The sequence below is a fragment of the Lacticaseibacillus mingshuiensis genome (genome assembly GCF_016861785.1).
In the GTDB taxonomy this organism is placed as follows: domain Bacteria; phylum Bacillota; class Bacilli; order Lactobacillales; family Lactobacillaceae; genus Lacticaseibacillus; species Lacticaseibacillus mingshuiensis.
This window is the reverse complement of sequence record NZ_BOLS01000001.1, coordinates 185315-205207: the sequence shown is the minus strand read 5'-3', so window position 1 is coordinate 205207 and position 19893 is coordinate 185315. Positions and strand designations below refer to the sequence as shown.

The 19893-nt window shown below is 50.9% G+C and carries 15 protein-coding genes; 11 read left to right on the top strand and 4 right to left on the bottom strand.

Translation table 11 applies throughout. From position 1 onward, the window contains the following. Positions 1–836 precede the first annotated feature (836 nt). The gene (locus JUE67_RS00940) at positions 837–1484 is read left to right on the top strand and encodes a TetR/AcrR family transcriptional regulator (protein ID WP_203625852.1); all 648 of its coding nucleotides are present in this window, start codon (positions 837–839) and stop codon (positions 1482–1484) included. A 136-nt stretch (positions 1485–1620) separates the two neighbouring features. Here JUE67_RS00940 and dsdA read toward each other — a convergent pair whose 3' ends face one another. Continuing rightward, positions 1621–2925 carry a D-serine ammonia-lyase gene (dsdA, locus tag JUE67_RS00935; RefSeq protein WP_203625850.1) on the bottom strand — a complete coding sequence of 435 codons (1305 nt, stop codon included), beginning with the start codon at positions 2923–2925 and terminating at the stop codon, positions 1621–1623. 449 nt (positions 2926–3374) lie between these two features. Between dsdA and JUE67_RS00930 the strand changes: the two genes are divergently transcribed. The 4 genes from JUE67_RS00930 to JUE67_RS00915 all read left to right on the top strand — a co-directional run bounded on the left by JUE67_RS00930 (position 3375) and on the right by JUE67_RS00915 (position 8259). After that, positions 3375–3776: a (deoxy)nucleoside triphosphate pyrophosphohydrolase gene (locus JUE67_RS00930; protein WP_203625849.1), complete on the top strand. Its 402-nt coding sequence runs from the start codon at positions 3375–3377 to the stop codon at positions 3774–3776. Further along, positions 3773–6676, top strand: a complete 2904-nt coding sequence (locus tag JUE67_RS00925) for a DEAD/DEAH box helicase (RefSeq protein ID WP_203625847.1) — start codon at positions 3773–3775, stop codon at positions 6674–6676. Before JUE67_RS00930 ends, JUE67_RS00925 begins: the two co-directional genes overlap by 4 nt. Before the next feature lie 244 nt (positions 6677–6920). Further along, the gene (locus tag JUE67_RS00920; RefSeq protein ID WP_152260873.1) at positions 6921–7211 is read left to right on the top strand and encodes a hypothetical protein; all 291 of its coding nucleotides are present in this window, start codon (positions 6921–6923) and stop codon (positions 7209–7211) included. An 88-nt stretch (positions 7212–7299) separates the two neighbouring features. Then, positions 7300–8259 carry a helix-turn-helix transcriptional regulator gene (locus tag JUE67_RS00915; RefSeq protein ID WP_203625845.1) on the top strand — a complete coding sequence of 320 codons (960 nt, stop codon included), beginning with the start codon at positions 7300–7302 and terminating at the stop codon, positions 8257–8259. A 25-nt stretch (positions 8260–8284) separates the two neighbouring features. On the opposite strand, the gene JUE67_RS00910 is transcribed toward JUE67_RS00915, so the two are convergent. Together JUE67_RS00910 and JUE67_RS00905 are read right to left on the bottom strand one after the other, a co-directional pair. Next, positions 8285–8755 carry a TFIIB-type zinc ribbon-containing protein gene (locus tag JUE67_RS00910; protein WP_203625843.1) on the bottom strand — a complete coding sequence of 157 codons (471 nt, stop codon included), beginning with the start codon at positions 8753–8755 and terminating at the stop codon, positions 8285–8287. Between the two features lie 196 nt (positions 8756–8951). Next, positions 8952–9578 (bottom strand): hypothetical protein, encoded by a 627-nt coding sequence (locus JUE67_RS00905; RefSeq protein ID WP_203636925.1) that lies wholly within the window; start codon positions 9576–9578, stop codon positions 8952–8954. Between the two features lie 203 nt (positions 9579–9781). Between JUE67_RS00905 and JUE67_RS00900 the strand changes: the two genes are divergently transcribed. After that, positions 9782–10069 carry a hypothetical protein gene (locus JUE67_RS00900; protein ID WP_203625839.1) on the top strand — a complete coding sequence of 96 codons (288 nt, stop codon included), beginning with the start codon at positions 9782–9784 and terminating at the stop codon, positions 10067–10069. A gap of 76 nt (positions 10070–10145) precedes the next feature. Here JUE67_RS00900 and JUE67_RS00895 read toward each other — a convergent pair whose 3' ends face one another. Next, positions 10146–12293 carry a DUF262 domain-containing protein gene (locus JUE67_RS00895; RefSeq protein WP_203625837.1) on the bottom strand — a complete coding sequence of 716 codons (2148 nt, stop codon included), beginning with the start codon at positions 12291–12293 and terminating at the stop codon, positions 10146–10148. 710 nt (positions 12294–13003) lie between these two features. On the opposite strand from JUE67_RS00895, the gene JUE67_RS00890 reads away from it, so the two are divergent. From JUE67_RS00890 to rnhB, 5 genes are all read left to right on the top strand, one after another. Next, positions 13004–14179 (top strand): hypothetical protein, encoded by a 1176-nt coding sequence (locus JUE67_RS00890; RefSeq protein WP_203625835.1) that lies wholly within the window; start codon positions 13004–13006, stop codon positions 14177–14179. 20 nt (positions 14180–14199) lie between these two features. After that, positions 14200–16230 carry an McrB family protein gene (locus JUE67_RS12640; RefSeq protein WP_225877853.1) on the top strand — a complete coding sequence of 677 codons (2031 nt, stop codon included), beginning with the start codon at positions 14200–14202 and terminating at the stop codon, positions 16228–16230. A gap of 13 nt (positions 16231–16243) precedes the next feature. Further along, complete coding sequence (locus JUE67_RS00880; protein ID WP_203625833.1) at positions 16244–18010, top strand: nuclease domain-containing protein; 1767 nt, start codon at positions 16244–16246, stop codon at positions 18008–18010. Positions 18011–18187: 177 nt separating this feature from the next. Continuing rightward, positions 18188–19036, top strand: coding sequence for a ribosome biogenesis GTPase YlqF (gene ylqF / locus JUE67_RS00875; RefSeq protein ID WP_203625832.1), 849 nt, complete (start codon positions 18188–18190; stop codon positions 19034–19036). Next, complete coding sequence (rnhB, locus tag JUE67_RS00870; protein WP_203625830.1) at positions 19023–19811, top strand: ribonuclease HII; 789 nt, start codon at positions 19023–19025, stop codon at positions 19809–19811. The genes ylqF and rnhB overlap by 14 nt, the downstream gene beginning before the upstream one ends. Positions 19812–19893 lie beyond the last annotated feature (82 nt).

The following is a 19893-nucleotide window of genomic DNA, read 5'->3' as shown; positions in this document are numbered from 1 at the left end:
TTGGCGGACTCGGAGTCCATGGATTTTTAAGTTTCGAGGTCCTAGTGCGAAACTCGCGGACCGGGAGTCCATGAATTTGATTGTTGAACTGTAGCGCGGACCAAATCTCGGACTCCGGTTCCGCCAATTACAAAGTTTCGAGCCCCATGCTGGCAACTCGTGGACCGGGAGTCCGTGGATTGAGCGTTGAAACGTGGAATAGCTTATATCTGCGGACTCAGGGTCTGCGGATCTTGAAAATTTGGCATCAAAGCATACAATTCGCGGACCGGGAGTCCATAGACTTGATTGATGTAATGTGACGTTGCATAAATCCGCAGACTCCTGGTCCGCCGATTTCGAAGCGTCGAGGTGCATGCGGGCAATTCGTGGACCGGGAGTCCGTGGATTGAGCGTTGAAACGTGGAACAGCTTATATCTGTGGACTCAGGGTCTGCGAATCTCGAAATTTGGGCGTCAGAGCACACAACTTGTGGACCGGGAGTCCATGAATTTGATTATTGAACTGTGGCGCGGACCAAATCTCGGACTCCGGGTCCGCCAATTACAAAGTTTCGAGCCCCAAACAGGCAAATTCGCGGACCGAGAGTCCATGGATTGCGCGTGGAAGTGTGTAGTCGCATAAATCAGTGGACTCCGGGTCCGCTGATTTCGAAGTTTTTCCCTCAAAGCACAAAACTGGCGGACTGGGAGTCCATGAATTGCGCGTTGAACGTTGTTGTATTCAAGCATAGTGGACTCAGAGGCTGAGCATATTTATTGCTTTCCAAATTGTTTGGGTGTAAATTGACCGCAAAGAAAAGTGACTGTCAATGAGGGTAAAGGGGGAATCATTGATGGATAACGCAAAGAAGCACGCTTCGAATTGGGCGAGCATGGGCACGGCCACCCGGCGAAAAATGATCCTAGATGAGTTTGAAACAGAGATGCGGCTCCAAGATTATCGCGATATAAATATTAGCGCTCTGGCCACGCATCTGAATATTGGCAAAACAATGATCTTCCGTAGTTTCCCAACCAAGGCCAACCTGGTCACGGCCCTAGTCCTGCGGGATCTTGAGGCATTCGGACCGACGCTGGTGAATGCGTTGGGTGCCACGAATAACCAGGTGCTCCAGAAATTTTTCGCGGACCAGGTCACCCGGCAGTTGCCGCTACTCAAGAGCTTATCGCTGGCGCGGAACCTGACGGAAAAAGATATGCCCGCGGCCGATCTGGCGGCGTTTCATGCTGGGTTGGTGAAGCAGTACCAACAGATCGCCGCGCAGCTGAAGGCCAAGCAGGGGTTTATGCACGAAAATGAAACCGCGCAATTGGTGCGGCTGGCGTTGGTGCTGTTGGTGGATGCGTGCGATGACACGCGGTATGATCAAACGCCGCTGCGTGCGGCCGATGCGGTGTGGGCGCAGTCGCGCGTTTATGTGAATCGCGCGTATGGTGGCTCGGCGCCAAATGGGTTGCGGCAGCCGCGGCGTCCGAGTTGACTCATGCGGCGTGGTGGCCCGCGCAATATTAACAGGCAGATAGGTTGTAAAAAAAGTTCGCAGGAGAAAAATTCCCCTGCGAACTATTTTTATCTCACAAACAAAAACGCTCGTGGAATCTGCGGCTAAATTGCGCTCACTTGTTTTTCAGTAACGCTTCGCCAATTGTATAATCGCGCTCATATTCGTCATCTGGCACCAGCATGCCGCCGGTCGCCCAAACGAGGTGGGTCGCGTTGGCCATGGGGTACTTGCTGGCAAGGAGCGGCTGGGCGTCGTGGAGGGCGGCGAACCCGGCCGTCGCGCTTGGCTCGACGCGGATGTGCTCGGTGTCCATGAGCTCCGCGGTGTACGCCATCACGCGGTCGTCTTTGAACGTCGTGATGGCGTCCAGCAGGGTGCGCATTTCATGGCCGGCGAGGCGGCTCGGGCGACCGACCGCCAGTCCATCCGCTTCCGTCAGGCCGTCCAGCCCGATGTCGTAGACCGAGATCTGCTCGTTGAGCGTCGTCGCCATGCCCAGCACGACGGATGGGACGTGGGTCGGCTCGGCGAAGATCGCGTGGACCGCGTCGCCGAAAATCATTTTCAGCCCGAACGTGACGCCGCTTGGGGAGCCACCCACGCCAGCCGGCAGGTACACGAACAGCGGATGCGTGGCGTCGACCGGAATGCCGGCGTCCCGCAGCTGCTTTTGCAGGCGAATGCCCGCGACCGCGTAGCCGAGGTACAGGTCAACGCTCCCTTCGTCGTCGATGAAAAAGACGGTGGGGTCCTGATCAGCCGCAAGTCGGCCCGCCGTGATCGCCGAGGAAAAATCGGTGTCGTGCTCGACCACCGTGGCGCCTTTTTCACGCAGGAGGTCCTTTTTCCATTGCTTCGCGTCGTGCGACATGTGGACCGTCGCCTTGAAGCCGAGTTTGGCTGCGACGATGCCGATCGACAGCCCGAGATTGCCGGTCGACGCCACGGAAATGCCGTAATGGCTGAACAGATCGTGGAACGCCGGGGTATCAAACGCTGCATAATCATCCATATAAGTGATCAGGCCCGCATCAACGGCCAGCTGCTCCGCAATTTTCAACACCTGGTAGATCCCCCCGCGACTCTTGATCGACCCACTGATCGGCAGTTGATTGTCCGCCTTCAGATACAGCGCGCCCGGCAAGTCGTAATGCTCGCGCGCCGTGATCGCCGCCTTCATCGCGGGCAGCGGCAACACCGGCGACTCCAGAATCCCGCCGCTCACCGCCGTTTCCGGAAACGCGTGCACGAAATACGGCGCGAAGCGATCCAGCCGCGCTGCCGCATCGAACAGATCCGCGCGCGTTTGCCGAAGCGTCGCCGCCTTGCCATAATCCGGATTGGCCCACACGACCTCGCGCCCAGCCGCCAGATCCGCAACGATCGGCGTAGACGCGGCTAACTCATCAATATTCATTATGATCCTCCTTGTATTTTTCAGGCTTTGGGAAAAATAGTGACGCGCTAATTTCGCCGGCGCCGCCTCGGCCCTTTGCTTGTGCAGCAGGCCACGGCCCTGCGAAATTTGTCCAGTAGGAAGTGTACCATATTGTCACGAGCAATGCAGTGCAGACGCCTCGCGCGGCGGCCGGGCGTGGTGGTCCAAAGGTGTGCTATGTAATAGAAGAAACGCGTTTGTTTTTCGCCTGGGAAATCGCTGTAGGCCTTGAGGGACAAGGCGTTCGACGTTTCTGTGTCGTGCAAAGACTGGCACTTTGAATCGTCGCCTCGTCTTTATTCTGAATGTGCCCGGGGACCTATTTTCCCCATGATGGCCTGCCGCACCGCATTTTCCCGCCTGCCAGATCTTCCATTCCGCCTGGGGGTTACGGTATGATCAACAAGTAGCTACTGGAGGCGGTAAATATGGCGATCATCAAAGTTGTGGGTGCAATTATAATTATGGACGGCAAATTATTTGCTGGTAAACGGGCGGCCGGGCGGCATCTGGGCGGCTACTGGGAATTTCCCGGTGGCAAGATCGAGCCCGGCGAGACGCCGCAATCGGCCCTGCGCCGCGAACTGGAGGAAGAATTTGGCGCCGACGCCACGATCTTGGGCCGCTTTGAACAGGCGGGCGATCAAGAATATGAGTTTGGCGAAGTCGTGCTGGATTGTTTTTATGCGCAATTCGAAACGCCGATCACCAAAACCGTTGCCCACGACGAGCTGCGCTGGCTCACCGCGAATCAGGCACGCGCCTTGACCTGGGCGCCGACCGATCGCCCCGTCCTCCCGCAATTATCGAAAGATGGGTTGCCTCAATGAATACTGAAGAAGAACTGCGCCGCGCCGCCGATTTTGGCTTCATCGATGACCAGACCGAGGCACTGGAGGTTTATCAGCCGATGCTGGTGACCAATCAGAAGGACGAAAACGTGCTCAGCGCGCTGGAAGATGAGCTGCGCGAAAGTCAGACGTTCACGATCGCCGTGGCGTTTGTGACGCTCGGCGGCTTGCTGGACCTGAAGCCCGTGCTGGCGGACCTCGCCGCGCACGGCATTCGCGGCCGCCTGATCACCTCGACGTATCTGGGCTTCAACGATCCGCGGGTGTTCGCCGACCTGCTGCACATTCCCAATCTCGATGTGCGCATCGTTGAGGCGGAAGGTTTTCACACCAAGGCCTATTATTTCCAGCACCGCGATTTTCAAAGCGTGATTATCGGCAGCGCCAACCTGACACAAAATGCGTTGAAGGTGAATTTCGAATGGAACCTGCGCGTCACATCGACGGCCCGCGGCGACGTGGTGAAAAACGTGTCCCACCAGCTGGCGACCCTGTGGCAAAAGGCGGTGCCGCTGACTCCCGCGTGGATCGCGCAATACACCAGCACCTGGCAGCCGCAGCCGAGCGCGACGCCTGCGACTGTGGCCGAAAGTCCGGTCGACTATGCGGTGATCAAGCCAAATCGCATGCAGCTGGATGCGCTCGCCGCGATTCAGGAATTGCGCGAGCAGGAACACGCCCGCAAAGCCCTGATCGTGGCGGCGACCGGGACAGGCAAAACAATTCTCGCGGCGCTTGATGTGCAGCGGGTCCAGCCGCGTAAATTGCTGTACGTGGTCCACCGCGAACAGATTCTGCGCAAGTCACTGGAAAGTTTCAAGGCGGTCTTGGGCGGGCCGGACAGTGATTACGGAATTCTCAGCGGGTCGTCGCGCGACACCTCGGCGAAGTACTTATTTGCGACCATCAATATGATCATCAAACCTGAGATTTATGCGCAATTAGGCCCGGACGCCTTCGATTATATTTTGATCGACGAGGCCCACCGCGTCAGCGAAAATGCGGCTGGCGAAAAAGAGACCATGTACCAGCGCCTGTTACGTGATTATCAGCCCGCTTTTATGCTGGGCATGACCGCGACACCAGATCGGATGGATGGGCGCAATGTCTATGAATTTTTCGATTATAACCTGGCTTATGAGATCTCGCTGCTCGATGCGCTCGACGATCAGATGCTGGTGCCGTTCCACTATATTGGTGTGCCCGATTTTCAGCTAGACGGTCAAATTATTAGCGACACCACGCAGCTCAAGGACCTGGTCTCCGATGAGCGCGTCGATTATCTGATATCAAAGACTTTTTATTACGGACCGCGCGAGGGTGGCGTGCACGGATTGATCTTCGTCAGCCGTCTGGAGGAAGGCGCGCAACTGGCGAAGAAACTGACGGCCCGGGGCATTGGCGCCGAATTTGTCAGTGGCAGCGATTCCGTTGCGACTCGCGAAGAAGCCGTCCGCCGCCTGGAAAATAGTGAGATTCAGTATATCGTGACCGTCGATGTTTTTAACGAAGGCATTGATATTCCATCCTTAAACCAAGTGGTCATGATGCGTCCGACCCAGTCCAGCATCATCTTCCTGCAACAACTCGGCCGCGGGCTTCGACGCGCGGCGGGTAAGGAATTTTTGACGGTGTTGGACTTTATCGGCAATTACAAAGAAAATTATTTGATCCCGCTGGCGTTTGAGCGCAAGCAAAGCAGCAGCAAGGATACCCTTCGTCGCAAAGTGATCTCGCCGACGATCTCCGGTGTCTCCACGATCAGGTTTGAGGAAGTCGCGCGCAAAAATATTTTGCAGGCGGTCAACCGCGCGAATATGCGCAGCGCGTTGCGATTCAAGCAGGCGTATCAGAGCCTCCAAGCGAAGGTGGGGCGGCCGCCGCTTCTGCTGGATTTTGCGAAGTTCGGGAATGTGGCAGTCGAAGATATTATTCGCGCGCATAAAACGGTTTATGATCTACGGGCGAAAGTGACGCCGGATGATCCGCCGGTGCCCTTATCAAAACAGCAATATCAATTTCTGATCTTTCTTTCCCGGGAGATCGCCGTGGCCAAGCGCCCGGTAGACTCTTGGGTGCTGGGGCAGCTGCTGGCCGGCAACGAGGTGACCGACGCCGGCATTCTGGCGGCGATGCAGGCACGAAACTGGTTTTGCGATGCGGAGACCGTGGCGTCGGTGGCGCGCGGGCTGACCGGGCAGTATTTTCAGCTGAAAAGCAGTGTACAGCGCTATGGGACTGAGCCGCTGGTGGTCATTCGCGATGGTGAGTGGACCCTGGCGCCGGCCTTTGCCGCCGCGCTGGCTGACCCGAATTTTCGCCAATACGCTGCCGATGCGATCGCGGTCAACCAGTATGAGCTGCAAAATGGTGTGCTCGACCTGGCGGAGCGCTTCTCGCCGGGCGAGAAATATTATCGCAGCGACGTGATTCGCCTGCTGAACTGGGACCAGGAGAAAAACGGGCAAAATGTCGGCGGCTACATGATGCGCCGCGACCACCGGTTTGTGCCCGTGTTTATCGCGCTAGAAAAAACGGAGAAGTTTCAAAATAAAATGGCTTATGACGACCAATTTATCGATCGCAGTACCATGCGCTGGTATTCCAAAAGCGGGCGCACCACGACCAGCGCCGTGGAAAGCGTGTTGATCGGGGAACGCGACTTCGGCATGATCCAGTTGTTCGTCAAGAAATCCGACCATGACAAGGGTGAAGGTACCGACTTCTATTATCTCGGCCCGGCGAAGGTGATCGACGCCACGAACGAGGTCAAGCATAACTCGGATGGGAAAGCGACCAAGCTCGTCAACTTCAAGCTGAAGCTCGCGCATTCGGTGCCAGCGGGGCTGTATCGGTCCTTGAATGACTTTGATTATTGAGCGATGGCCGAAATGAACGTCTGGTGTTAAATAAACATCTGTCGATTGAAAGACAGATGTTTATTTTTGTGCCGAGGGACAATGGCAGACACATGTTCAGTAATTGACGGGTGACTGTCGCCTAGACCAAGCGTCACGCGGTTGCGGCTTTCCGTGCCCAAGATTTTTCGCCTGCCTTCGCGTAACCGTCATATTATGTCGCGGTGATATGCTACACTGCTCCAATAAGAAAGAAGGGGCGGTTATGTTTGGAATGACGCTTGTCTTTGGTGTGAAGGCCGTGTTGATGCTGATCTTGGCAATCGGGGTGATCGTGGGGTCACTGTGGTGGTTTGGCGAGACCGAGCACCTATTTTTAGTGTTTCTCGTCGTCGCCTTGCCGGTCTTTTGGGCCGCGATGTACATCTGGCTGTTCTTCAGCATGATGCACGGCTCCGCACTGCTTGGCGCCTTGGATTTCGGCAAGTGGATCGGCTACATCGTCCTAGCACTTCTCGCAGGGGTCGTCTATATTTGGTGGCGCGACCGATATTGAGCACGAAAAATTAATTTGAAAATGTTATTATAACTTGCCGCCTCTCATCATTTCCGTCATACTAGGGAAAATGATGGGAGGCGTTTTGATGCGCCAAAGTAGTCCGGAACGCACCGTTGACATGTTGGTTCGCCTAATGCAAGGCGACGCGCTGACTTACGAAGACTGGTGTCGCCGCTATCACAAAGAAGCGGCGAGGCGCACCTTTCAGCGCGACCTCGCCGTTATCAAAAATACGTTGCTGGAATATGATTTCCCCGCGACGCTCGAGCGAGATGGCGAGGTCGTCACGCTGAATAAAAACTCCTCCACCGAGACATTTTCGGCGGTGATCGCGTGCGCCCACATTTTGCTCGCGAGCCGCGGCCTGCCCAAAGATGAGATGATGGCGACGCTTGCGATGCTGGAGGATCAGCTGTCGCCGCGCCATCGAGAACTCGGCCACGATTATCTTCAGATGGCCAAGGCCAGTTACGTGCCGCTGCCCAATGCAAAGGCGCTGTTGCCGCGATTGCTGGAACTGGCCCCATTGATCTTGCGCCACCAGGAGATCGCCTTCAGTTACACGGGCAGTGATGGCGGGCCGCAGACTATTCAGCACGGCCGTCCCGAAAGTTTATTTTTTGATAACTACTATTTTTATGTGGCGATGCAAAGCCGCGAACATCACGGCTACTGGACGTATCGCGTCGACCGCATCCTCGCGATCGGTGATATTGCGTCCGCCGCGATGCCGGACCCCGCCAACCGATTTTCCCTGCAAGACTACCGGAAAAATACGTACCTGCAGCGCAAAGGCGAGCTGACCACCCTGCAATTCAAGTGCTGGATCTACCCGCAGACCGCGCTGGACCGCTTTCCGGAGTCGAAAATCATTCGACCGTGCGAACGCGGCGGGGTGGTGATCGAGGCGCGGGCATACGCGGCGGGCGCGTTGATGTGGCTGCTCAGCGAAGGCGCGCAGGTGCAGCTGATCTCGCCGCCATCGCTGGTCGCGCAGCTCAAAGATCAGCTGCGGCAGGCCGTTGCGCAGTATGAACGGGACTAAAAAAGGCGGCACGCGGCCGCCTTTTTTAGTGGTTGTTGATGGCAAAATTGATCATCGCCTTGATCGATAAAATGATGATCAGGCTCGGGGTCACATAGCGGAACCAGCGCGAGAACCAGCCGCGATACGTGTCGGCATGATCTCGAATCCGGTTGCGCAACATGGCTGCGCCGAAGATCAGTGTGATGAACAAAATAATAAACCCGAAAAATGCCAGAAACGGGAGATTGGTGCTGCACCAAAGGCCAGCCGCCGACGCAACAAGGGCCCAAAAGAGCATGATCATTTCGCCGATTTTCCAGTCCGACACAGAGTAAATATATTCGACTTCATCGTCGCTCAGTCCGCCGCTCGTGCTTGAGCCGGTGATCACTTCACCGCAATTTGGGCAGTAATCATAGCCGGCCCGGACAAACGACCCGCACACCGGACATTTGAAGCCTTTGCCCTGACTGACATTTCGATTCGCATAATTTTGGTCGCGTTGATAACCCATTTTTTAACTTCCTTTCTATGGTGCCAACAATTGATGTCGCAAGAATAACATAGCGGCGCGACATAATATGGCACGAGGGACGACGCAGGGAAAAAAGTTTGGTGGCTGGCTATTTAATTTGCGGATCGCAGTAAACAAAAAACGCAATTCCCAACCCGTGGAAATTGCGATTTTTATATAGGCGCGCCGACCGTTTTCAGTTCACCGTGATCATCCGCGCATCGATCGGCCCCGGCACCGACTCGATGGCCAGCCGCACCAGCACATTTTCTTTGCGGACGCCATCCAGATAGACCTCGCGATGCGTATTGGGCAGGCGCAGGTCCAGATTTTTCGCCTGAACCGCCGCCGTGAGCGTCTGCCAAGCGGGGCTGGCGTCCGTGAGCGTTTCTGGACTGGAGATCTGGATCTCGGTGCCTTCCTCTAGCTGCTTGAATTGAATCGGTTTCGCCTCCGGTCCCATTTCAAGCGCCGTGATGGCCGCGCCGACTGCCTTTTTTGTCACAAACAGCGGCTGCTTGAGCCACAACTGAAAGTGCTGGCGGCTGGCGATCGTCGGGCCGCCCGACCAGACCGCCTGCACCGGATACGGCCGGTAGCTGCGAAACCCCGAGATCGGGATGCCGGCGTCGGGGCCTTCGCTGATGCGCGCGGCGATCGTCTCCAGCAGCAGCGCCTGCGTCAGAAACGCCGGATCATGCGTGCGCAGCGGGGCCTCGCCTTCCACCGTCAAATAACCGCGGGTCGTCAGGGTCACGAAACTTGTTTCTTGCCGACGCGAATATTCGCGCGTCTCGAATTGTTGCCAATCAAACTCCAACATTTTTAAGCCTCCTCGCTCTGTTTGCTTAGGATGATACACCCGTTTTAGCAAAAAGACGTCGCAGACAACTCGGCAGGCGAGGGGCTGGGATTTTTGTCGCAAGGCGAGGCTTCAGCGCAGGGCTAGGTGTCTCTTGTGACATTTATTTCGAGAAAGTATAATTTAGTTATCGATAATTTGATACACAGAAGGGAAGCGCAGCGATGACATTGGAAAAAGAGGAACTGGTCCCAACGTTGGTCTACCGGTCTCAAGGCTTCAGCAAGGACCACGGCAAGGAAATGGTGACGCTCGACTTCGAGTACGCGGACGACTTCCACGTCTCGCTCACCCCGGAAGACTGGCAGCGCTTCGTCGCGTCATTGCCTGATCAGGATGTGAAGGCTTTCTTCCTTAGCAATTACAAGGCGCATGGGAATTCCCTGGCATTTGAGGATGCGCTGGATGAACTGTCGATCCAGTATGATACCATCGCGTTCTTTGATGAGTAAGGGGTAGGAAACGATAACCCAAAAACGAAGAGCTCTCCCAGATTTTTGTGGGAGAGCTCTTCGTTGTGAATATTGGTTATTCTTGTAGGCCGTCGTTTTCTTGGCCATCGTCCTCATCGATTCCAGTGTCTTCAGTATTTTGGACTTTTTTCGTCACGCGAATTTCGATCTCACTGAGATCGTGATCGCTAATAGTCAAAACGTTCTCGATCTGCTTCAGGCGGAGGGAGTTATTCACCCAACCAGAATTCACGGCGAGTGTTGAATTTGGCAACTGAAGCCAGCGAAGCTCATTTGAGAGTGTCTTTTTGCTTGTGTCCACGACCAGATTATTGCCATCAAGCGCCGCCTGGTAGAACGAACTAGGATTCTCAGCCCACAATTGAGAGACGAGCGCCTCATACATATCCTTCCAATTGCCGACTTCGGTGATTGCATCCTCATTCAGACGATACGCATTGATTTTCCAGCCCGTATAGTCCTCGCCAGTAGTCAGCGTCTGCCAATCCTCTTGTACATCAGGGTCGTCGATCTCGGGAAGAGTCGGCATTGGCCATGCTTTCAATGCCCGGGCGAACAGATCATCTTCGCGCGCCTGTAAGGATCGCTCATCCCAGCGGTCCCATTGAGTGAGCCACTGATTGAGCTTCAGCGCTGAATCATGATAACCATCCGACATATCCCGCTTGACGAGAAACGCGCGATTACTCATCTGCACGTTGAAACCCGTAAGCGTCAAATTTGCTAACCGGTTGATCCAAGTAGCATGGATGTTTTTCCAATCTGAGCCGAGCGAGTTTTTCCAGTCGTTTGACAGGTTCCGCGGCATGATGTGCTCAATGGAATATTTACTTTGGGCCGCGCGTTCAAAAAGATTCTGATGCTCGCCGTGCACGTTATTTAGCTCATCAATGATGAACCAAAACGAATTCGAATAAATGTGATAGAAGTCTTTTGTTTGCAGGGCCGCTTGAACGTCCTGGTCTGATGGGAAAACTTTGTTGGGTTGGACCTTCTTCATCAGCACATAGGCGAAAGCCACGTCATATTCGAGACCCACCTTGTGCGAGTAACGAAGTACGGTGCGATTCATTGTTGCAAAAAGGCCATTCAAGCCAGTCGTAGGCGTCCCGACCGTCAAGCGCCGTGCCAAGTAAGCGAGCAAAATGCGAAGGACGTTATTGAGAGCATCAGCATTGATCTCGCCCGCGTGTGCTTGGCTGAAGACCTGAATCAGGAAGGGATTAATGACATCGATATGCAGATGACCGAGCCGCTTCAGCAGGTTGAATGTGATTGGATCATCAATATTATCCTCTTCAGGCTGCGTGAACCGCGCGTAAAGATTGGCCACAGCGGTTTCTTGCTTCAGTTGATCGATCCGGTCAAATCCTCGGCCTTCACCGATCTCCCGGCGATAGTCGTTATAAACTTGATCCGCCTTGGTCGGTTTGGAACTCTTTTCCAGTGAAGTCAGGTAGTCGCGATAAAAATGGGAGAGATTTTCCGTCCCAATCAGCGCCTCGATCTCTTGCCAATAAGTAAACGCCTGAAGCTGTTGTTCCTTGGGCAGGCTCATCAACAGATAATTCCTGATCTTATCAGATTCCGTCAGATCCAGGCCAGTCGAGTTGAGGCTCTCAAAAATCATCTGCGCGTCATCGCCTTGCTGAACGATGATCGTCATGACTTGAACGTGATTCGTGACGAGTTCCAGCCACTCGGAAGGGGACAGTGGGCTATCCGTGATCAACCGTTTGAGAAGTTCGTAGTTCTCTTTGAACAGAGAAGGTTTCGCCTCGTCGCCGTTGGTCAAGACATCCACATATGGAATATCATCCCCAGGTACCGGCTTGAGCCGATTTTTCGCAACGGAATCCTTGTCGTACTTGTTGATGAGGTATTGGTCACTGATCATCTCGCGCATCAATGCCTGGTCATCGCCAGGACACAGATCACGGATGGCAATCATGAACAGCGACATCGTGGTGAGTCGCTGCTGACCATCGATCACAGCAGACTGATTGAGACCGTACGTCGTATCGAGAATCATACTGCCGAGAAAATAGTTCTCCATCTGCTTCTCATGCGCTGTCAAAAGATCGCTGATCAGCCGTTTGATCTGCGTTTGCCCCCAGCTGTACCGACGCTGATAGATTGGAATAATGTAACTGTTGGAACTGTACAAGACCTGTTTGACCAGTGACTGCGGACTTCCCTGCATCGTTTATGCCCCCCAAAGCGTTTATGTTGATTGTAGCATTTTACAGTAAGAATTTGGTTTTCTGCTATGAAGTAGTATGAGACATTGGTGCATCGGGAAATCGAGAGTTTGGCGATGTTGCCTGAACGCTATTTTGAGCTAGTGAGCTTTTGGGTAGAGGGTGACCAAGTCTAACGGAATCGTTTGCTGGGCCGAGATAACGACTTAGGCGAGTCTTTGAGGCCAGTGTGTATGGCAATTCAACGCGTTTTAAAACGAAATTCAGATAATCAGGGTGTGTGAAGGGATAAACGGAAAGATTGGACGGCCTAAGAAATCGAATAGCTGATTATGGCACAGAACAGACCTGCGTATAGACTGATAAGGAAGGGCTATTTCAGCTACTATTAGGCACAGGGGATTGGTACAATAGTCATATCCACATTGGTCAACTTTATGGACCGAGGTAATTGCAAGAGTATATGCTATCAGGGTTGCAGCTCAAAAAACTTCGCGCGATTCAATTCTAGTTTCTAATCCCGTTTTATTCTCGAAGTGAGATTGTGGCCACAATGAAAACTGAGGGGCACCGAGTTATCCGACGACAGGGCCCAAGATTGCCAGCTTCTTTGAATACCTGTCGTGTTGTCCCAAGGTTGTGGTGCTGAACAGAAAACATAAGCTGACGCTATCGCAGCATAGAATGTGGAAAAAGGGGGGGATTTTTCAAAATGAAATATATTGACCAGTTCAGTTTGGGCTTAGGAGTTCTTCTGGAGCCAATCGATTCAAAAGTTCTTGAGAGTCTATATAAAAACGCTCCAAAGAAGACAAAAGGAACTTCGGCGGTGATTCGAAATCAAAAACAAAAAAAGAGAATAATTTCGCTTCTTATTACAACACTTAAGAATCCAAATCTGCAGTATTTGTTTGAAAATGTTAAAAACGGAAGGCTAGATAACTTCTATACTCGCTTTTTTAAATTTTCCGATGTTGATAACCAGAACGTAGATTATTTTCTGGCTAGTCTAAAACAAAAAAGTCCTTCGGCCGGCGCTTGGCTCTTATACCGTATAAAGAATGAAGATAACGATATTATCACTAAAATCTTTGATAAAGACTTTATTGAGCAAACGAAATGGATTGACCAATGGTATCAAATCGAATGGAATTCACTGCACGGGTCGGTATCCCAGAATTCAACGGGGGCGTCGAATTCTGAATATGAAAAACTCAAAGTCGAGATCAGGAGATTAACCAGAGCAAATGAGAAATTAAAAAGCAAGGAAGAACAGCAAGAAATTCGCAATATTGAAACTATTAAAAAGCTGAAGAAGGAGGCTGACTTCGAACTCGCGCAGGCAAAATCCAAAATGGGCTCTATTTATGAGGAAAGATTAAAGACAGAAAAACAAAAGCTTTCCAAAGAACAAAGTTCAATCACTGTGGAATTTAATAAGCGATTGGATAAGTTGAAGACTCTTCAGGCTGATGCTGAAAGGTATACCGAAGAGATACAATCGCTTAATATTAAGGTTTCCATACTAGAAAAGCAAAATAACAAATATCATTCAGACACTAATGCGAATCAAACCGATTTAGGCATGGAACTACCTAGTGCAATAACAGCATTACTTGAACAAATTTGTCTGCAGCTTGACAAGCCAATAACCGCCTATGTCACTGATCATTCTGAAATGCCTGATCAGCAAGGCATCTTTTTGGGTCGTGGATTATCTGTTGAGGTCGTCGCAAACCTTATACAGTTAATCCGGCCTGACAAGGTATTTCTTATTCAAGAAGAAATTAACACACAGTTCCAATATCTACTCAGACGCTTGCTAAAGCACAAGGCAGTTACTACATCTGTGCTCATTGTTTCAAAAAACCACTACTTATACAAATAAAATTGAAAGAGGTGCTCATTTTGAACGAACAGGACGCGATTGTGTTAGGGAAACAAAGTTTCACGATGATTGGCTATCTTGCAAGCAGTTCTGACATCATTATTACGCGAGACAGTGATCTTATGCTAAAGATTACACCAAGAACAGACTATCCCGACAGTGTGGATTTCACAGTGTTACCTCCACAAATTAATGTCTTTGTGAAGAATAACCCAGGGCTTTCCTTTAAAGATGATAAAGATCTAGATTTTCAAGACAGACTTGAAAAGGCTTATGAAGCCTTTGGCGATAAATGGTTTGTGACTACGCCCAACTTTACTTATAACGACGAAACAGGAAAATACTATGTTGTTGCATATGATGTTCAAGAAATTGGTCGAAATGAAGGGGTTGCACCTGAGCAGGTAAAATTTTGGAGGTTGCCAATTTTCCACCCGATGAACACTTATAATCGACCAAAAAATCGACATGAGTTTGAAGATGCGTTGTTAAAAGGCAAGGTTGTCGGAAATATAATACCCTGGCCTGCTGATGCGGATGAGGCTCCCCATGGCATTATTTGGCGAGAATCAGCTGATGAAATCACTCTCTATACCGGTATTGAATCACAAGCAGTGCACAGTGCTGGGTTATCTTTCTTCCCCAAAAATGGGAAGACGATACAGAGTGTCCATCTGACGCTGGATGATAACGAGTGGTTTCCGAACTTTTTAGAATTTCAGAATAGCCCAATCGGGTATATCCCTGTAGATATCTATGAGAAATATGAACATCTTTCCGAAGATTTTTCCCCTATTTCCTTAAGTGGCGACCCGGAAAACGAGGAAACTCATATAGTCTCTGACAATACCAGTGGTGGGCCTTCAACCAATTCCGAACCGATTGAAAACACAGTACCAAGTACAGCCGATGCCCTGCGTGATATGACCTACAAAAAGGACCAACAGGAGAAATTTATCCATCACTTAATGTTGGAAACTGAGCGGAGCGGACTTCACTACGCTTTGAAAGACCTGATAAACTTTCATACTGCAATGGAAAGTGATGGTCTGGTGATTCTCTCAGGGTTGAGCGGGACCGGCAAATCAAAATTGGTTAACGCATATGCCCAAGCGTTAGGAATTGTCCATTCAGGACATTCGTCCAAGCAATTATGCTTTGTTCCGGTAAGACCTTTCTGGGCTGACGATTCCGATCTTCTCGGGTATGCAGATATGGCAAATAACGTTTATCGGCCTGCTGACAGTGGACTAGTCGATGTATTGATTGATGCCTCAAAAAACCAAGGGCGCATGTATATCGTTGTTTTTGATGAGATGAATCTCGCGCGAGTAGAACACTATTTTTCCCAGTTTCTTTCTGTGCTTGAGATGTCCCCACAAAGTCGCTATATTAGCCTGTACAATCCAAAGCTTGCGAGCCGACTGTATAACAGTGAAAGCTATCCTGCACAAGTTCAAATTCATAATAATGTCCTATTTGTGGGAACAGTAAATACTGATGAATCTACTTTCCAATTTTCTGACAAAGTTCTGGATCGGTCAAATGTTATCTCTCTACACATTTTACCTTTCAATCAACATTATGCAAAAGTCAGTCAATCTTCTAAGCCAGACACAGATGAAAATGGCGACAGCGAGATCACATCACTCATTTATAGAAATCTATCCAGTAAAGATTTGCAGATGCCCCTTACTGATCAGGAAAAGTCACTTCTTTGGGATCTTCATCAAGCTCTGAATAAGCAAGATCGCAACTATGGTATCGGATGGCGTATCGTTGCTCAGATTGATAGCTTTGTCAAAAATTTGCCGAGTTTTCCTGATGGCGTCAGCCGTGAAGAAGCTCTCGATCTTCAGATTGTCCAACGAGTCTTAACAAAGGTCAGAGGGTCAGAAGAACAATTGAAGGAGTTGCTTGGCGACGACACCACAACCGGATCATTAGCGGAGGTACTCGACAAATATAGCGGCTTGTATAAATTTACAGCATCCCGAGAGTTGCTTGAGCAAAAAGCGAGGGAGTTGAAATTATATGGTTTCACCATGTAGCTTGATTCTGCAGATGGAAAAACCCGATAGCGAGACGGTCCTGAAACTATATACGTCTGATGAATTGGAAACTCTGAGTGATGCTGATATTGTTGAGATTAGAGAGTACCAAGCATTCACCATCCTCTTAAAATCAGAAAATTCTGATGCATATTTCTGTATACCAGAGGTAGACGATTATGATATTCCACAGCGTATTTCAAATGAAGCAATATCAGATGAGCTGATTTATCTTCCAAACGTCAGATACAAAATTTTTGGGTTCTCACAAGGACGTAATCCCGAAATCATCCAGACAGTTCCACTCACGCCAGGGTATTATACTATACGCCTCTATACGAATGACCAATGGTTCTTTGCATACTGGCGAATCATCCCTAAGGACCTTAGCCAGGAAGAGTGGCAGGCAATTCGAGATGACGTGGAAGCCAAGGTCCGAGGGCTGGCAATGGACTATACAACGCGTAAACGTACTCAAGTACGTCGTCTTCGAGGTGGAAAATTCGAGCTGTATCTAGATGACGACACAACTTTTTTAATAGCTCAAAGCTCAAGGATACGTTTTGCAGTAGAAAAATTGCGAAACGAAGCGAAGTTCAGAATTAGTAAGCGATATTCATGGGTACCGTCTGGATCCAGTAATGATACTGACCAACTAACAATTAGAAAAATTGGAGAACGTCCGGACAAACAAAACCAGCTATACTCTCCCATCCGATATCTCGAGTACAATATAGCCATTAACCAATGGCTTAAATTGATCATCAATACTATTACTAAAACTTGTGAATCACAGAGTGCCTATCTTGCCTCGGTTCAAGCTGAACTAGATATTCAATACGCTGAAGAAGAAAGGTTCAAGGGTAACAGAACCGACTCGGAGATTGCTTTTACAAAAAATTCGTATGAATCAACTCACAGTCAAATAGTCTCAAATATGCAGGCTCTTCTTAAATTGTCACGATATCTCTCTATTGTCCTACAAGATGAATTTCTCGCTTCGGTAGATCTTCCTGCGAATCGAATCTTTCCTAAGGGGCTTATGCTTAATCCTCAATATAACCTGCTGTACAAAATATACTACGGGCTTAGACATCAGGACAAACATTATACTACCGATGCCTACTACTCTCGTTATTGGAAAAAGACGGCAAAACTTTATGAGATCTGGACCTACATCAAGGTTTTAGATAGTCTAATTAATTCTGGTTATAGGCCCATTTCCGGTTGGATTTACGATTCTGCCACGGTCCTTCCTTTTCTCGACGATGAAACCACTGTTATTCTTAAAGGAGATGATGTTACTCTACAGCTAGCTTTCAATCAAGCTATTCCACATGATGAAAAAAAAGTAACTAAGCAAATGCCTCTCATGATATACGCGAGAAAGAACAAACCTGATATTCGATTGGATATCTTTATTAAGGAGGACTTATATTTAGGCTCGATAATTCTTGATGCAAAGTATAAAAATCTTAAAGCGCTTATGCGAGAACGAAATGAAGGATTTGCGGGGGTAGCTGAACAGTTTCGAGCCTATCGTAATGATCCTGACTCACCATTACTTCATATACCACAAGCCATTAAACCAAAACCTGTTGATGCGGTCATTGTCCTTTACCCAGACAAACCGGACAAGGAGGAGGCAATTATAAATAGACAGAATTCAGTGACGTATATGCAGTTGAAACCAGGAGTCGGGGATTCCAATTTATCTAGAATTTTAGAGCAACACATCACTAATGTTTTTGGACGCTCGAATTATCTTGAAACGCTATAGATTTTTCCACGTTCTCGTATTTAGTTGCCTTCGTGCTTCTTGTTACAGTCAAATTCGTTTACCAAAAATTCCCATATGTAAAGGTGTCCTCGAATAACTGATAAAAAAACCTTTGCCCGTGCAACCCACGGGCTTTTTTGCTACACTGTACGGAAGAGATTCACAAAGGAGACAACAATGGCAACGATTCAATGGTTCCCGGGGCACATGGCGAAAGCGCGCAATGAGGTCCAGGCAAAACTTAAACAGGTTGATCTTGTGCTTGAGATCACGGATGCGCGGACGCCCGAGGCCAGCCGCAATCCGATGATGAACGAGCTTGTGGGGGATAAACCCAAGATCATGGTGCTCAACAAGCAGGATCTGGCGGACCCCAATGTGACGGCGCAATGGATTCGTTTTTACGAAAGCCAAGGGACGGCGGCGATCGCGATCGATGCCCAGCACGCGCGCCAGCTCAAGCAGATTCCGCAACTTGCGAAGAAACTGCTACACGAGAAGATCGCGCGGCAGCAGGCCCGCGGGATTCGTGACCCGATGATCAAGGCGATGTGCATCGGCATCCCCAATGTCGGCAAATCAACGGTTCTCAACCGCCTCATCAGCAAGAATATCGCCGTCACCGGAAACCGGCCTGGCGTCACCAAGAATCAGCAGTGGCTCAAGGCTGACAACAGTTTTATGTTGCTGGACACCCCGGGCATTCTGTGGCCGAAGTTTGACGATGAGCAAGTCGGCCTCAAGCTTGCATTTACCGGCGCCATCGCCGATAACGTTGTCAATCCTGACGATGTTGGGCTATTTGGCCTGCATTATTTTCAACAGCGCCACCCCGACGCTTTGCGCAAAGCCTATCATGCGACGGCGGCTGACATCGCGCTGCCTACGCCTGACCTCATGGTGCACCTCGCCAAGACCAACGGCTTCGGCGACGAATACAACCGCATGGCCGAGCGCGTGATCTTCGACGCGCGCCAGGGCAAGCTCGGCCGCTTCACCCTCGAGGTGCCGAATGAAGCTGAGTGAGATCCGGGAAAAATTGGCCGCAGATCCGGTCGATGACACGTTTCTCGAGGAAGTGGCGCGCGACAGCCGCGTCGGCGCCCAAAAATTATTAGCCACGTACCGGCGCCGCCAAGACGAAGCCGCCACCGCTGCGCTGGACCTGCAATATCGCAGTCGCTATGAGCGCGAGCTGTGGCCGCGCTATCCTTTGATCGCCGGCATCGATGAAGTCGGGCGGGGGCCACTGGCTGGGCCGGTCGTCACGGCGGCCGTGATCTTGCGCCAGGATTGCGAGCTCCCAGTCAACGATTCGAAGCAACTGACTCGCCATGAACGCGAGCGGCTGTATCCGCTGATCATTTCACAAGCGATCGCTGTTTCGCTGGGCGTCGCGGATTCGCGCGCCATCGATACCGAAAATATTTATCATGCCACCGAGCTCGCAATGGGCCGGGCTGTTTCGTCGCTGCGCGTTCAGCCCAATTTTCTACTCGTCGACGCGATGCGCGTGCCGGTCGAGGTGCCGCAGCGCAAGCTCATTCACGGCGACGCGAACAGCATCTCAATCGGCGCCGCCAGCATCGTCGCCAAGGTCGTGCGGGACCGTTTGATGGAAATGTACGACGGCCTGTATCCGGGCTACGACTTCAAAGACAACATGGGTTATGGCACGAAAAAGCACCTCGCCGGCCTCGCCGAGCTGGGCATCACCCCGATTCACCGGATGAGCTTCGCCCCGGTCCGCGAAGAATACATGCGCCAGCAACAGTGGATCCAGGAGAATGGGCGCGGGTGAGACGGGCGGCTTAGATTGCGCACTATTCCAAATACAAGAAGAAGCCAGGTTCCGCTTCGGCAATGTGCCGTGGGAGGAACCT

What these genes read in the sequence shown, in the direction of transcription:
- dsdA (WP_203625850.1), bottom strand. Translation starts at nt 2,925, where the DNA reads ATGAATATTGATGAGTTAGCCGCGTCTACGCCGATCGTTGCGGATCTG.
- JUE67_RS00910 (WP_203625843.1), bottom strand. Translation starts at nt 8,755, where the DNA reads ATGGGTTATCAACGCGACCAAAATTATGCGAATCGAAATGTCAGTCAG.
- ylqF (WP_203625832.1), top strand. Translation starts at nt 18,188, where the DNA reads ATGGCAACGATTCAATGGTTCCCGGGGCACATGGCGAAAGCGCGCAAT.
- rnhB (WP_203625830.1), top strand. Translation starts at nt 19,023, where the DNA reads ATGAAGCTGAGTGAGATCCGGGAAAAATTGGCCGCAGATCCGGTCGAT.
- JUE67_RS00920 (WP_152260873.1), top strand. Translation starts at nt 6,921, where the DNA reads ATGTTTGGAATGACGCTTGTCTTTGGTGTGAAGGCCGTGTTGATGCTG.
- JUE67_RS00900 (WP_203625839.1), top strand. Translation starts at nt 9,782, where the DNA reads ATGACATTGGAAAAAGAGGAACTGGTCCCAACGTTGGTCTACCGGTCT.
- JUE67_RS00880 (WP_203625833.1), top strand. Translation starts at nt 16,244, where the DNA reads ATGGAAAAACCCGATAGCGAGACGGTCCTGAAACTATATACGTCTGAT.
- JUE67_RS00895 (WP_203625837.1), bottom strand. Translation starts at nt 12,293, where the DNA reads ATGCAGGGAAGTCCGCAGTCACTGGTCAAACAGGTCTTGTACAGTTCC.
- JUE67_RS00930 (WP_203625849.1), top strand. Translation starts at nt 3,375, where the DNA reads ATGGCGATCATCAAAGTTGTGGGTGCAATTATAATTATGGACGGCAAA.
- JUE67_RS00905 (WP_203636925.1), bottom strand. Translation starts at nt 9,578, where the DNA reads ATGTTGGAGTTTGATTGGCAACAATTCGAGACGCGCGAATATTCGCGT.
- JUE67_RS00915 (WP_203625845.1), top strand. Translation starts at nt 7,300, where the DNA reads ATGCGCCAAAGTAGTCCGGAACGCACCGTTGACATGTTGGTTCGCCTA.
- JUE67_RS00890 (WP_203625835.1), top strand. Translation starts at nt 13,004, where the DNA reads ATGAAATATATTGACCAGTTCAGTTTGGGCTTAGGAGTTCTTCTGGAG.
- JUE67_RS00925 (WP_203625847.1), top strand. Translation starts at nt 3,773, where the DNA reads ATGAATACTGAAGAAGAACTGCGCCGCGCCGCCGATTTTGGCTTCATC.
- JUE67_RS00940 (WP_203625852.1), top strand. Translation starts at nt 837, where the DNA reads ATGGATAACGCAAAGAAGCACGCTTCGAATTGGGCGAGCATGGGCACG.